Genomic DNA, 13,505 nt, shown 5'->3' with positions numbered 1-13,505 from the left:
TCTTATATGGATGCTGTAAACTATTTATTGATTATAAACCAACTGTACAAAACTTATCATGGGTATTATTACTGATTTTTCAGTTGTTAATTGTTACAACCCCAAAAAATTTTATACTTAGGTAATAAAAAAATATTAATAAAATATAATATTCCCGTTAATCTATTGTTATCCTAACATTCTTGCTAATTCAGCAATTATCCTAGATAATAATATTAAGCAATACCATATAATTCTGTAAACATGGTATTCTGATTAAGAATCCTAATCATCTTAAGAGGAAATAAGCAATGATTCCAGGGGAACTGATTGTTAAACCGGGTGAAATAGAACTTAATGCGGGTCGTCCCACCTTAAAGGTTAAAGTGGCAAATACCGGAGATCGCCCGATTCAAATTGGATCACATTATCACTTTTATGAAGTTAATGAAGCCTTACAATTTAAACGGGAACAAACCAAAGGAATGCGGTTAAATATTCCAGCTGGAACTGCGGTTAGATTTGAACCGGGAGATGAACGGGAAATCGAGTTAGTGACCATAGCCGGAAGTCGAGAGATTTATGGCTTTAATAAGTTAGTAGAAGGTCAACTAAAAACTGTTCCATCAGAAGCGTCAGACAAAAAATCTAAGAAAGAGAAAGATAAAACCAAAAAAGGTAAAAAAAAGAAGTAGAATAGATGAGTAAAACTTTAATAATTGATTATCTCTGGAAATTTTAATGATGAGATTATTATCGATTGATATTAAAGGGTATCGTCCTTTTAAAGACTTTAAAGCTGACTTTAAATCTTTAGAAGTGATTGTAGGTGCTAATGGGGCTGGAAAATCCAGTTTGTTTGAATTTTTGAAATTTCTCCGAGATGGTATGTATCGAGAGATCCCCACTGAAATTATAGAGGGATCAATCGGTCAACAAATTTTTCATCTGACCGGGCCAGAAAAGTTTACATGGAATTTAGAAATTGATACCAATAGACCTGTTTCTATGCTCTATCAAGGCGAACTGGTTGGCCCTGTGGGAAAAACACAAATTACCTATGAAAAAGTTGTTTCCTCTAAACCCTTTAGCGATCAATATAAAAACCCTTATATTTTCATGGATATTCAAGGGAATCAAGGGCGAGTTCAAAATCCAGATACAGGGAGGTTTGACACTAGAGAAATTAAGCAAGATATTCAATCTAAACGCAATCAATTAGCTTTAAGTACCATCACTAATCCACGTTTAGAATTATTATTCGAGTTGAGAGAATATATTCAGAATTGGAGATTTTATAGCTCTTTTAATATTGCTAATCAAAAAATCCGTAAATCAGTTGTAATTGAACAGGAACCGATTCTTCATGAAGATGCAGGAAACCTAAGTTCTGTTTTATTTTATTTACAAACGGAACATCAAGAAATTTTTAATGAATTGCAGTTGTTTTTAAGATTAATGATTCCAGGGTTTAAAAATTTAATGGTAAAAGCGCGAGGAGGCCCTGGCGAGGTCATTGCATTTTGGCAAGAAAAGGGAGTTGATGAAACTATTAGTTTAGCGGATTTATCCGATGGAATTTTACGTTTGATTTGCTGGATTTGCCTTTGTTTACATCCGAAACCGCCCAGTTTAATCTGTATTGATGAACCCGATCAAGGGGTACATCCTCGGACATTATCTATTTTAGCAGGACTATTGGAGAAAGCATCAGAACGGACTCAAATTTTATTAGCAACCCATTCTTCCTATTTCCTAAGTCAGTTTGATTTATCTAAAATTGCCGTGATTCGTAAAGAACAGGGAGAAGCTGAATTTTTTAAACCCTGCGAATTTCCCATATTAATTGATATGTTAGAGGATTTTGGAGCAGATGAAATTGAAAAATTACATCGTTCAGATGAATTGGAGCAACTGACATGAAAGTGATTGTTTATGTAGAAGGAAATTCAGATAAATTCGCAATGGAACAATTATTCAAACAAGTTATTGAAACTAAGCAAAATCAGGGTATTAAGATTCAGTTCTTTTCAGGGAAAGGAAAGGATAATCAAAGAGGTGGGAATGCAAAAAAAGAATTATTAGAGGTAATTCCTAAAAAAGCAATTAATATTTTAACAGGTAATCTTAATTCAATGGTTGTTGTTATTCCTGATTTATATCCTAAAAATATAGGGTTTCCCCATACAACTTATGATGAACTGAAGGAAGGAATTATTAATCAATTTTAACAGGAATTAACAAAAAAAGCAATAGAAGATCATCGATTAAAACAAAGGTTTAAAGTCTTTTGCTACAAACATGACTTAGAAGCCTTAGTTTTAGCCTCGGAAAATCAACTCAGAAACCATCTAGGCTTGAAAAAGGATCAGAAATTCTTGATTTCTTGGACAATTCCCGTAGAAGACCAAAATCATGATCAGCCACCCAGTAGAATTGTTGAAAGATTATTTAAAGCGTATAATAAAACCTATCAAAAAACAGTTGATTCAGCGTTGATTTTAGGACAAGCTAATTATCAGGATCTTGCTGAAAGATGTCCTCAATGCTTTAAACCCTTCGTTGAATTCCTAGAAAACTTATCATTACCCCAGGAAGACTTATGAGTTATAAAATGGATCGACAAGCTTATGCAGAAACCTTTGGGCCAACAGTAGGCGATCGCATTCGATTAGCCGATACAGAATTAATAATTGAAGTAGAAAGCGACTATACAACCTATGGGGATGAGGTGAAATTTGGCGGCGGAAAAGTGATTCGAGATGGCATGGGACAGTCACCCATTACCCGTGAAAATGGTGCAGTCGATTTAGTGATTACGAATGCTTTAATTATTGATTGGTGGGGCATTGTTAAAGCGGATGTAGGGATAAAAGATGGGAAAATTTATAAAATTGGCAAAGCGGGAAATCCCTATATTCAAGATCATATTGATATTATTATCGGCCCTGCCACAGAAGTGATCGCAGGAGAAGGAATGATCCTCACGGCGGGAGGAATTGATAGTCATATTCACTTTATTTGTCCTCAACAAATAGAGACTGCCATTGCATCAGGAATTACCACAATGATCGGCGGTGGAACTGGCCCCGCAACGGGAACAAATGCCACCACTTGCACTCCGGGTGCGTGGAATATTTATCGAATGTTAGAAGCGGCGGAAGCCTTTCCCATGAATTTAGGATTTTTAGGCAAAGGAAATAGTAGTCAACCCCAAGGTTTAGTTGAACAAATTGTTGCAGGGGCGATGGGTTTAAAATTACATGAAGATTGGGGAACTACACCGGCTGCAATTGATACTTGTTTAAATATTGCGGATGAATATGATGTGCAAGTTGCCATTCATACGGATACGTTAAACGAAGCAGGATTCGTAGAAACCACCATTGAAGCGTTTAAAAATCGAGTCATTCATACCTATCATACGGAAGGCGCTGGAGGCGGTCATGCGCCCGATATTATTAAAGTTTGTAGCCTCAAAAATGTCTTGCCTTCTTCTACAAATCCTACTCGTCCCTATACGATGAATACCCTAGAAGAACATCTGGATATGTTGATGGTTTGCCATCATTTAGATCGGAATATTCCAGAGGATGTCGCGTTTGCAGAGTCCCGAATTCGTCGAGAAACCATTGCGGCTGAAGATATTTTGCACGATTTAGGGGCATTTAGTATGATTTCTTCTGATTCTCAAGCGATGGGACGGGTGGGAGAAAGTATTATTAGAACTTGGCAAACTGCCCATAAAATGAAAGTACAACGGGGGCTTTTACCTGAGTCTAAAAATTCTCAAGAAACCCATGATAATTTTCGCGTAAAACGCTATATTGCTAAATATACAATTAATCCAGCAATTACTCATGGAATTTCTAATTATGTCGGATCAATTGCGGAAGGAAAATTAGCCGATTTATGTTTATGGAAACCTGCTTTTTTTGGGGTTAAACCAGAATTAGTGATTAAAGGCGGGTTAATTGCTTGGGCACAAATGGGAGATGCAAATGCCAGTATTCCCACACCCCAACCTGTCCATGGTCGCCCCATGTTTGGCAGTTTTGGAAAAGCGATCGCCTCGACATCTTTAACCTTTGTTTCTCAAGCCGCTTTAGACGCTAAAATTCCCGAACAATTAGGGTTACAAAAACAATGCGTAGCGGTTTCAGGAACTCGAAATATTAGCAAAGCGGATATGAAATTAAATAATGCCTTACCGAAAATTGACGTAGATCCTGAAACCTATCAAGTCAAAGCAGATGGGCAATTATTAACCTGTGAACCTGCAACTATATTACCGATGGCACAGCGTTATTTCTTATTTTAATAAAATTTAGGGTTGGGTGTTGTTGCTAAACCCAACCCTTTGATCAAGGCTATAAAATTCTGATAAGGTTAACCGCAACGCCGTGTCGCCTCAGCTTTTGACCTGGTTAAAACCAGGTGGGCACCTCGACCAGACTTAAAGTTTCCGAGTACAAGCTCGGTTTACTGCCGTCTGTAACTTTCTTAGTTCCCGTATTCTTAAAGCTATAGATCAAAAAAACATATCGGCAAGCCACCAACGTCGCAGCACAACCTTAAAACTTATTATAACGGATTTTTTCAGGATGGGAAGGGGGATCGCAAAGTAGAAGAGGAAGGGTTATACACAATGCTCAACTGTACCGGGCTCGATAGAAATCAGTGAATGAGTGGATAGAGCATCAGATTCCGCTCTGACATTTGGGGAAAAATCAGGGGTTGAAAGGCTTGATTTTTAACGGGTGTGGAGGGATTCGAACCCCCGACTGACGACTTAGAAGGTCGCTACTCTATCCACCTGAGTTACACACCCAATCTATAAGACATTTTACCTTATTCCTGCTCAATTTTTAACACAATCTCAAAAGACTTTTACTCAAGCCATTGACAGATGCCATGTTATTCTGAGTAAATGGCGGAAATAAGAGGTTTGATCTCAAGCCAACTGTCACCCGTAAAGATCTGCCTAGCGTATCTTTGTCGGGAAAAGTCTGAGGCTTCTAGGCGGAGACAGAAGTTAAGGACTACAATCAAAGACACAGCCGACCGCCAGGACAGGAGTAGGTGCAGAAGTGTCATGTTTATATTGAAACGAACGGATGTTGAAATAACAACGGTTCAACACCCTAGTAAAGATCAGCAGATTCCTGTTTTAAATTATCAGGGACAAACATTTCGCCTGATGAAAATGTTTAGCGCCCAACAAGCGGAAGAGGCGAGAGCATTGTGGCGAGATCTCACTGATAACAAGGGAAAAGCTTGTGTCCTATTAGAAGAATCAGATCGATATAGTGTTTGGGGAAAAGTCCGTTTAGATCAACTCTTGGGAGAAGGTCACGGCGGAACAGACACCAAATTACCTATTTTGACTCAAGCCTGTTTACTCCTCTTGCAAGCCGTGTACTTTGATATTGAAGATTTGCTAGGGGCGAAACAAGCGGGTTCTTTTGAAAAAGATTTGATCAAAATTTTTCAAAAGTCTAAGTTTCCCCAAGCCGATCATTCAGAGGCTATAAAAACCTTACTGACCCTAAATCCCCTGGATAGCCTCCACATTCCACCTTGGCAAGAGAATCACCTCTGCACCTTGCTGCAAGAACTCTATAAGTTAGGGAAAGGCTATTTTGGGAATACCAGTTTTGCTGAAGGGATAGAAGAAGTGCTCGAAGATTTATCGCCAGATGATCGGGATCTGTTTATCAATTGGTTGAGTCAGTCTGCTTTGGACAAACTCTGGATTATGAATTGACCCATGTTAGACTAGCTGATCTGACCTAAATATGGGACGATCTTACCAAAGACTCTTGTTGAAATGCTGGAGTTAAAAACGATCAGCTTCTCAAGGTTGTCTTAATTCTTTAAGTTGCTAGTTATTTTAATCTTATGAGTAGCACTTCACAACAAAAGTCCTCCTTATCGTCCTCCCTGTTTTCGGCACAGGGCTTGGTGATTGCAGGGATTGTGTGGGCTGTTCTTGCCTTGTTATTCTTCCTGCTGTTTAGTGTGACGGTAGAAGGAGAAGAGTTACCTCTGTGGTACTCCATCGGAACCTACTTTTTTGAATTAGGGGCATTTCTGGGAGCCGCGATTGTCTGTTATAGAAACTGGCAAAGTCCCCAGATGGTCAGCGGTCGCAATGTCTGGTTGTGTATCGGGTTAGGGGTATTTTTCTACTTTATCGGGGGTGTCCTGTTTGGGGTATGGGAACTGGTTTGGCATTTAGATCCTGCGGTTTCCATCGCCGATGCCTTTTACGTCCTCAGCTACCTATTTCTGGGTGCGGGGATGATTTTGGCAGTTCTTTCTAAACGAGTGGATTTAGAAATTGCACAGTGGGTTGCTTTGGTGGGGGTAGCCGTTGCAGGAACCGCCTTTGGTTTGTGGGTGGCTAGTCCGACCTTTTTTGGATTACTGGGTTCACCGGAACCTATTGCCATTGAACAACAGGTTGCTGCACCTTCAGTCCCGACTCCTGGGGTATCTGCCCCTAAAGTAGAAAAACTGAGCACTCAAACCCCAGCAACGCCTGCTGCTGAATCCGAGGAAGAAACTTCACCCGCTCCTTTATGGGTAGAAGCCATTGATAGCAAACTCGAACCCCTCGAATTCGGGGTGAACTTGTTCTATATTATCGGGGATGTTTTCCTGTTAATTTTAGCAACAGCCCTGATTTTAGCGTTTTGGGGCGGACGATTTTCTCAATCGTGGCGGATGATTGCATTTGCGATCTTTTCCCTTTACATTGCGGATATGTACTTCAAATGGTCTGACTCCCGACTGGAAGGGGACTATGAAAGTGGCGGTTTGCTAGAGGTGTTCTTTGTGTTTACGGGGGTTTTATTTGCGGTTGGCGCAATTTTGGAATACGACATCTCCACCCGTTCTCGTCAAAGCCGACGGAGCAGACGCACGGCGAAAAGTTAATCGATTGACCTGTTAGTCGAATTCTCGATATCCATCGGATCACCCTGATTAACCCCAACGTTAAATCTGATTCCTATTTTCATCCCTAACCCTTTGACATGAAGTGACTCCCAACTCAATGACATCCACGAAACTTTCTGAATCTGAAAAACAGGAAATTATTAGGCTCTATCAAGAGGTGCCAGAGGAAACAACGATTACTTTGGCAGAACGCTATGGAGTCAGTAGCTCAACGGTGAGACGAGTCCTGCAAAATGCTGTTCCTAAAGATGTTTATGACATTCTGACAACTCAAAAACAGCGTCTTCATCGTGCGGGTAAACGCTCCCTAGAGGATCTGAGTGATTTGGATATTGCCGAAACCCAACTCACTCTTGATTTGGAGACACCTGAACCTGTAGAGGTTTCCCGCGAATCTACACTGATACTGCCTCGTAAGCGTAAACGCTCATCTGCCCTTGAGTCGGAGCCTATAGAATCTAACGCTTCTAATTCTTTAGGAGAAGATTTTATACAGACTCAAGCGTCTAATTATCAACCCTCTACTCCCGGCTTAGAAGAACTGTTAGCAAAAGATCTGCTTGATTCCAGGGGCCATGTGTTTGGGGACTATGAAGATAATGAGGATGACGAGGAAAACCAGGAAGACGAAGAAGACGAGGATGGGGAAAATCATAATGAGGAGGACTACCTAGACGAGTTTGGCGATGATGAGGATGAGGATGAGGATGAAGACGACAATCGGCACAGTCTATTTTCTCACTCTCTGACGAGTGGAGGGACTGCATTAGTCAAGATTTTGCCTTTAACAGAAACGGCACTACCCAGAACCTGCTATTTAGTCATTGACCGCTCCTCAGAATTGATTGCTAAACCCCTGAGAGCGTTTAGTGAGTTAGGAACGATTCCAGAGGAGGAAATTCTGGAAAAAACCCTTCCTGTGTTTGATAACCACCGGGTAGCGAGTCGTTTCTCAGGACGAAACCAACGGGTGTTTAAAGTCCCCGATGGCCGACTCCTGAGAAAAGCTGCCCCCTATCTACAGGCTAAAGGAATCACTAGATTGTTAATTGATGGCCAAGTCTATCGATTTTGAAGCAGACAGCAGACAGGAGACAGAAAAGGGTTTCCCGTCTTTCTCCTGTTCTCCCCCTGCTCTCTCTATTTCGTTGCTTGTAATAAACCAAAACGAATCAATCCGGTTTCATAGCCTCGACTCATGAGAGGTAAGGCGAGAGCCGCTTGAATCGTTGTCCAGCCACTCAATACTAAACCCATCAGGGCGCGAAGATCAAAGGCTGAATTAATCACAGTATTCCAAAAAGGGGCAACGGATACAGACCAATCGGCGGTTTGGAGATGGTTAAACCCAATTTGAGTGGCGATCGCTTCATATTCAGGTAAAGAAATCACATAAGGTAAGGCATAAACCCGATAAATTTCGGCTAAATGACGACGTTCTGCATCGTTGAGTTGTCCGGCCTTTCCCTCTAAGGGACGATGACACCAAGTCGCCATCAGTAACGTTCCTCCCGGTTTCAACACTCGATAGGACTCCTGCAAAAACTTAATTTTATTCGGGAAATGTTCAGCACTTTCTAAAGACCACACCAAATCAAAGCGATTCGCCTCAAAGGGCATTTCTAAGGCATCAGCTACCAAAAACTTCGTTTTTTCCTCTAACTGGGCTTCTAGGGCACGTTCTGTGGCTCTTTTAGCTTGAACAGGACTCAGGGTAATCCCTGTAACCTCAGCTTGAAATTTATCGGCTAAATATAAGCTACTTCCCCCAATACCACAGCCCACATCCAGAATTTGAGATAATGTCAAAGGGTTTGAGGTCAATCCCCAGTTTAAAAGTTCTTCAATTAAATCAATCTGGGCTTGACGTCGTTCTTTTTTGAGGGTTCCATCTGGCCCATAATATCCATGATGTAAATGTTCTCCCCAAATTTCTTCCCATAAACCAGAAGAAGAATCATAGAATTGCTGAATTTGTTGATATAACGTTGAGTTCATCTGAATCAATCAAAGAATTTTTTTCGGACACACTTCGGTAAGCGTCTCTAAAGTATGATTCTATTGATTCGGAATTGTCTTGTAACTTAACTTGAAGATTGAGCTTAAACTCCCATGACCGTATCTCGAACAATAGGTTTAGGTTTCCTAGCGGTAATTACCGTTGGGACAATGTTGCTGATGTTGCCCTTTTCCTTGAGTACGGGAACTTGGGGTGATCCTCTAACGGCTTTATTTACAGCCACTTCTGCCGTTTGCGTGACGGGGTTATCCGTTGTGGACGTTGGGAAATTTTACTCCTTTTGGGGCCAGTTTATTTTAATGTTACTGGTTCAGGTGGGAGGATTAGGATACATGACTGTCACCACCTTTTTATTATTACTATTAGGTCGGAGGTTTCGCCTCAAAGATAAATTAGCTCTACAACAATCCTTAGACGCTTCGGGAATCGCGGGGGCTGTGCCTTTATTAAAATCGATTGTAGCAACCACAGCTATTTTTGAATTAACAGGATTTTTTCTCTTGTTATTCGTATTTGTCCCTGATTTAGGATGGAATCAAGGATTATGGTTCGCTCTGTTTCATAGTTTAAATGCTTTTAATAATGCCGGTTTTGGTTTATTAGCTGATAGTTTTATCAGCTATGTTCACTCGCCTTTATTAAATTTTGTGATTACCTTTCTGATTATTTGGGGAGGCATGGGTTATCAAGTCATTCAAGAACTTTATTTATGGATTCGGAATCGTTTTTCTAAAAATCCCCTGCGTCGGGATTTTTCCGTTCACTTTCGAGTTGTTACTTCCACAACCGTTTTTCTATTAATTTTAGGGACAGTTTTAGTATTCTTCACAGAATATCGTAATCCAGGAACCTTAGAACCCCTTAATTTTCCTGATCAAATCATGGCTGCTTGGTTTCAATCGGTCACGACTCGAACCGCCGGATTTAATACCATTAATAATGGAGCATTAACCGTTGGCGGGTTATTTGTATCGATTATTTTGATGTTTTTGGGGGCTAGTCCAGGGGGAACGGGAGGAGGGATTAAAACCACAACGATTCGGATTTTATTCAATGCGACTCGCTCGGCTTTACAAGGACGAGAAGAAGTGATTTGTTATAAACGCCAAATTCCATTACCTTTAATTTTAAAAGCTATTGGTGTTTTATTGGGTTCATTTGTCGTCATTTGTATTTCGACAATTCTCATCTCTTTAAGTCAACCTGAAATTGATTTCGATCCCATTTTGTTTGAAGTCGTTTCTGCCTTTGCAACCGTGGGATTATCAACGGGAATTACAGCGAGTTTAACCCCCTTGAGTAAACTGATTATTATTAGTACAATGTATATGGGTCGGGTTGGGGTATTGTTGTTAATGTCAGCAATTTTAGGAGATCCTAAACCAACCTCCATTGACTATCCTGAAGAAAACCTTTTAGTCGGATAAAACTTTAATTTCCTCTTTCTGGAAAACCCACAATATGAATCTCTCTTCTTGGAATTTTTTACGCAATCTCAGAACCGAAAAAAAACAATTTGCTGTAATTGGATTAGGTCGTTTTGGGAGTGCCGTTTGTTCAACATTGCACAAAAGCGGTTATGAAGTTCTGGCGGTTGATAAAGAAGAAAAGCGAGTAACTTCAGCATTAAGTGATCAAATAGCTTCCCATGCGTTACTCTTAGATTCAACAGAAACCTCTGCACTTCGAGAAGCGGGAATTTTAGAATTTGATACGGTAATTGTGGCGGTGGGTAGTTTTTTGGCTGAAAGTATTACCACCACTTTAAACTTAAAAGAAGGGGGTGTTACTAATGTCATTGCCAAAGCTTCATCGGAAACCCATGTTAAATTATTAAATAAAGTTGGGGCGGATTTGGTGGTCTTTCCCGAACAAGAAATGGGACAACAATTAGCTCGACAATTAACCCGTCCTCGTTTAATTGAACAATTTGAACTGGATGCAGAACATAGTATTGTAGAGATGATTGTTCCTGATGAATTTGATGGAAAAACCATTGCTGAATTAGAACTCCGCCGTCGCTATGGATTAAATCTTTTAGCAATTAAAAATGAAGGGGATAAAATGGATATTAATCCCCTTTCTAATCGACGACTTTACAAAGGAACCTTAATTGTTGTTGTGGGTTCTAATCAGGATATTAATCGTTTAGCGGGTTAGAATTTATCCGCGATTAATTATCCTGTAGATTTTGTTGAGGGATGATTTTACCTAAACTTAAATCGTCTAAATCAATCCCTCTTAAACCCCGTTCTTCAAGTTGATTAAATAACCGAGTTAGCTGATACCAAACTAATCCCGCCATTAATACCGTTAAAGGAATAGAAAATCCATAAGCAATGATTCCTGAAAAGGCAAAAACTTGCAAACAGGAAGCCAGAAAAATACAAATTCCCACCGCCACTCCCAAAAAGGGAAAAAAGACTTGAGCACCTCGCAGGTTTGCTAAATTAGTGGAACAGGCATCTTGCCTGTCAATTCGATTTTTCGCCCATTCTTTTAACAGTTGTTTGAGCGTCACAACAAAGGCGGTACAGGAAGTTATTCCAATGAATAAACCCGCAACCAGTAAAAGCAAAGGTGGATCAGCAGAATTATACATAAATTATGTCTGAATCAGGGAACAGGGAACAGGGAACACCGAACAGGGAAATCTGTCTGAATCTGTTATATGTGTTGGTTGTTGACTATTAACCGACAACCATTAAAGTTTAAGAAAGTTTAAGAGCAGCAACTTGATCAGTTGAAAATTGGGAGATCGCACCCCAAGCCGCATCGAACAAACGACTGGGTTGTAAATCAGGTTGAATTAAACTCCATAACCGTTGAACTTCTGCGGTATGGAGGCGATCATCTTCTGTTAACGCCAAAATAATTTGACGTCGTAAGAAGTCTCCCTCATCAGACAGTAAATATTTTAATCCTAATTGTGCCGTTGGTAATAGATCAAAATTTCGATCTGAACGGGCGATCGCAATCATATTTTCTAACCGTTGCCATTGGAATTTTCCATCCTTAAATAAAACTTCAATTAAACGACGGCGCAGCGCTGGAGTTTCCCCATTTAATAAGCGACGGGCGACATAAGGATAAGCCACATCCACAATTTTAAAATCAGGATTTAAACTCAAAGCAATGCCTTCCTGTGTCACCAGAGAGCGAATAATTAAGGCAAATTGAGCCGGAACTCGGAAGGGATATTCATACATCAATTCCGAAAAACTATCGGTAATAGTTTTAAAATTAAAATCTTTAACGCTCGTTCCCATCACATCCCCTAACACCGATTCTAAAGCCGGAATAATCGGTCTAATATTAGTTTCGGGAGATAAAAACCCTAATTTAACGAAATCAATCGCCAGTTGATCATAATCTTTATTAATCAAATGCACCACTGAATCCACAAGGGTTTCTTTCGTGATTTGTTCCAACTGATCCATCATCCCAAAATCAATAAATGCCATGCGACCATCGGGCAGAGCAAATAAATTACCGGGGTGAGGATCGGCGTGGAAAAAGCCAAATTCTAACAACTGTCTTAAACCACTGGTGACTCCAATTTGAATCAAAGCATCTTGATCTAATCCGGCGGCTTTAATTCGTTCCGTATCCGTCAATTTAAAGCCATTAATCCACTCCAAAGTTAAAACACAAGTTGTGGTGTAACGCCAATAAATTGAGGGAACTTTAACATGAGAATCATCGGCAAAATAAGTAGCGAAGCGTTCAGCATTGCGCCCTTCATTAATATAGTCAATTTCCTCAAATAACTTAATCCCAAATTCATCGACAATTAAGGTTAAATCATGACCTAAATTTAACGGCAACCAAGGAGAAAGCCATCCCGCAGCCCAGCGCATTAAATATAAATCCAAGGTCAAAACGGGTAATAAATTCGGACGCTGTACTTTAACAGCCACTTCTTCTCCGGTTCGCAGTCGAGCGCGATAAACTTGACCTAAACTCGCTGCCGCAATGGGTTCAGGAGAAATTTCGCTGTAAATTAGATCTAAATCTTGGTCTAATTCTGCTTCAATAATCGCCATTGCCTGCTCATGATTAAAGGGAGGCAATTGATCTTGAAGTTTAGTTAATTCCTCTAAAAAATCCTTACGAATTAAATCAGGACGAGTGGAAAGAGCTTGACCGACCTTAATATAGGTGGGGCCTAAATCCGTGAGAACATGGCGAAGGTGGGCGGCTCGTTCGGGGGTATGTTCAACGTCTCGATGTTGCCATTGATCCCACAATAAACCCAGAAGAAATCCGGCAAAGTGCCATAAGATTAGGATTGTTCGCCCAATTGCTAACCAAGGACGACGACGATAATAGCGGGCAATCTCCTGTGGGTCATAACGTCGTCTTGATGTTCCTGCCTGTGGATTCACGCTTGTAATAGTCCTCTGTTACCGTTAAATTGTTAGGTTTTGGATAAAAAGTTGACGGTTGACGGTTGGCTATTCATTAACAACGGACAACCGATACCGAATCAACCTAGATTTGTGAAATTTTTTATCGTTTCATTACATACAGTATACAAAAA

At 40.3% G+C, this 13,505-nt stretch carries 13 protein-coding genes, 1 tRNA gene and 1 other RNA gene; 10 read left to right on the top strand and 5 right to left on the bottom strand.

What is annotated here, in order from left to right:
• Positions 1–290: 290 nt before the first annotated feature.
• From IQ236_RS13005 to ureC, 5 genes are read left to right on the top strand one after another with little or no spacing between them, the layout of a single operon-like run.
• Positions 291–674 (top strand): urease subunit beta, encoded by a 384-nt coding sequence (locus IQ236_RS13005; protein WP_193869649.1) that lies wholly within the window; start codon positions 291–293, stop codon positions 672–674.
• 46 nt (positions 675–720) lie between these two features.
• The gene (locus tag IQ236_RS13000) at positions 721–1,902 is read left to right on the top strand and encodes an AAA family ATPase (RefSeq protein ID WP_193869648.1); all 1,182 of its coding nucleotides are present in this window, start codon (positions 721–723) and stop codon (positions 1,900–1,902) included.
• On the top strand, positions 1,899–2,210 hold the full coding sequence (locus IQ236_RS12995; protein WP_193869647.1) for a hypothetical protein: 312 nt from the start codon (positions 1,899–1,901) through the stop codon (positions 2,208–2,210). The genes IQ236_RS13000 and IQ236_RS12995 overlap by 4 nt, the downstream gene beginning before the upstream one ends.
• Positions 2,211–2,231: 21 nt before the next feature.
• A complete protein-coding gene (locus tag IQ236_RS12990; protein ID WP_193869677.1) occupies positions 2,232–2,585 on the top strand; it encodes a DUF4276 family protein in 354 nt (117 codons plus the stop codon).
• Positions 2,582–4,300 (top strand): urease subunit alpha, encoded by a 1,719-nt coding sequence (ureC, locus tag IQ236_RS12985; RefSeq protein WP_193869646.1) that lies wholly within the window; start codon positions 2,582–2,584, stop codon positions 4,298–4,300. The genes IQ236_RS12990 and ureC overlap by 4 nt, the downstream gene beginning before the upstream one ends.
• A 65-nt stretch (positions 4,301–4,365) precedes the next feature.
• Here ureC and ssrS read toward each other — a convergent pair.
• Together ssrS and IQ236_RS12975 are read right to left on the bottom strand one after the other, a co-directional pair.
• Positions 4,366–4,552, bottom strand: a non-coding RNA gene (ssrS, locus tag IQ236_RS12980) — 6S RNA.
• A 184-nt stretch (positions 4,553–4,736) separates the two neighbouring features.
• A tRNA-Arg gene (locus tag IQ236_RS12975) sits at positions 4,737–4,810 on the bottom strand.
• 264 nt (positions 4,811–5,074) lie between these two features.
• On the opposite strand from IQ236_RS12975, the gene IQ236_RS12970 reads away from it, so the two are divergent.
• The 3 genes from IQ236_RS12970 to IQ236_RS12960 all read left to right on the top strand — a co-directional run bounded on the left by IQ236_RS12970 (position 5,075) and on the right by IQ236_RS12960 (position 8,017).
• A complete protein-coding gene (locus IQ236_RS12970) occupies positions 5,075–5,746 on the top strand; it encodes an Npun_F0813 family protein (protein ID WP_072719584.1) in 672 nt (223 codons plus the stop codon).
• A gap of 134 nt (positions 5,747–5,880) precedes the next feature.
• Entirely contained in the window at positions 5,881–6,921 is a 1,041-nt protein-coding gene (locus IQ236_RS12965) for a hypothetical protein (RefSeq protein ID WP_193869645.1), read from the top strand.
• Positions 6,922–7,039: 118 nt separating this feature from the next.
• Positions 7,040–8,017 (top strand): helix-turn-helix domain-containing protein, encoded by a 978-nt coding sequence (locus tag IQ236_RS12960; protein ID WP_193869644.1) that lies wholly within the window; start codon positions 7,040–7,042, stop codon positions 8,015–8,017.
• Between the two features lie 65 nt (positions 8,018–8,082).
• Here IQ236_RS12960 and IQ236_RS12955 read toward each other — a convergent pair whose 3' ends face one another.
• Positions 8,083–8,940: a methyltransferase domain-containing protein gene (locus IQ236_RS12955; RefSeq protein ID WP_193869643.1), complete on the bottom strand. Its 858-nt coding sequence runs from the start codon at positions 8,938–8,940 to the stop codon at positions 8,083–8,085.
• Positions 8,941–9,054: 114 nt separating this feature from the next.
• Here IQ236_RS12955 and IQ236_RS12950 point away from each other — a divergent pair, with 114 nt between their 5' ends.
• Together IQ236_RS12950 and IQ236_RS12945 are read left to right on the top strand one after the other, a co-directional pair.
• Complete coding sequence (locus tag IQ236_RS12950) at positions 9,055–10,389, top strand: TrkH family potassium uptake protein (RefSeq protein ID WP_193869642.1); 1,335 nt, start codon at positions 9,055–9,057, stop codon at positions 10,387–10,389.
• Between the two features lie 34 nt (positions 10,390–10,423).
• Entirely contained in the window at positions 10,424–11,122 is a 699-nt protein-coding gene (locus IQ236_RS12945) for a potassium channel family protein (RefSeq protein ID WP_190524677.1), read from the top strand.
• 13 nt (positions 11,123–11,135) lie between these two features.
• Here the strand turns inward: IQ236_RS12945 and IQ236_RS12940 are convergent, their stop codons facing one another.
• Positions 11,136–11,564 carry a hypothetical protein gene (locus IQ236_RS12940; protein ID WP_193869641.1) on the bottom strand — a complete coding sequence of 143 codons (429 nt, stop codon included), beginning with the start codon at positions 11,562–11,564 and terminating at the stop codon, positions 11,136–11,138.
• 109 nt (positions 11,565–11,673) lie between these two features.
• Positions 11,674–13,350, bottom strand: a complete 1,677-nt coding sequence (locus IQ236_RS12935) for an ABC1 kinase family protein (protein ID WP_193869640.1) — start codon at positions 13,348–13,350, stop codon at positions 11,674–11,676.
• Positions 13,351–13,505 lie beyond the last annotated feature (155 nt).

The sequence above is a fragment of the Planktothrix mougeotii LEGE 06226 genome (genome assembly GCF_015207485.1).
GTDB lineage: Bacteria > Cyanobacteriota > Cyanobacteriia > Cyanobacteriales > Microcoleaceae > Planktothrix.
Note: the sequence above shows the minus strand (reverse complement) of the source record. Positions and strands in the feature narration are given on the sequence as shown.

Coding starts and splice junctions, on each gene's coding strand:
- IQ236_RS12960 (WP_193869644.1), top strand. CDS start 7,040: ATGACATCCACGAAACTTTCTGAATCTGAAAAACAGGAAATTATTAGG.
- IQ236_RS12945 (WP_190524677.1), top strand. CDS start 10,424: ATGAATCTCTCTTCTTGGAATTTTTTACGCAATCTCAGAACCGAAAAA.
- IQ236_RS12955 (WP_193869643.1), bottom strand. CDS start 8,940: ATGAACTCAACGTTATATCAACAAATTCAGCAATTCTATGATTCTTCT.
- ureC (WP_193869646.1), top strand. CDS start 2,582: ATGAGTTATAAAATGGATCGACAAGCTTATGCAGAAACCTTTGGGCCA.
- IQ236_RS12965 (WP_193869645.1), top strand. CDS start 5,881: ATGAGTAGCACTTCACAACAAAAGTCCTCCTTATCGTCCTCCCTGTTT.
- IQ236_RS13000 (WP_193869648.1), top strand. CDS start 721: ATGATGAGATTATTATCGATTGATATTAAAGGGTATCGTCCTTTTAAA.
- IQ236_RS12940 (WP_193869641.1), bottom strand. CDS start 11,564: ATGTATAATTCTGCTGATCCACCTTTGCTTTTACTGGTTGCGGGTTTA.
- IQ236_RS12995 (WP_193869647.1), top strand. CDS start 1,899: ATGAAAGTGATTGTTTATGTAGAAGGAAATTCAGATAAATTCGCAATG.
- IQ236_RS12970 (WP_072719584.1), top strand. CDS start 5,075: ATGTTTATATTGAAACGAACGGATGTTGAAATAACAACGGTTCAACAC.
- IQ236_RS13005 (WP_193869649.1), top strand. CDS start 291: ATGATTCCAGGGGAACTGATTGTTAAACCGGGTGAAATAGAACTTAAT.
- IQ236_RS12950 (WP_193869642.1), top strand. CDS start 9,055: ATGACCGTATCTCGAACAATAGGTTTAGGTTTCCTAGCGGTAATTACC.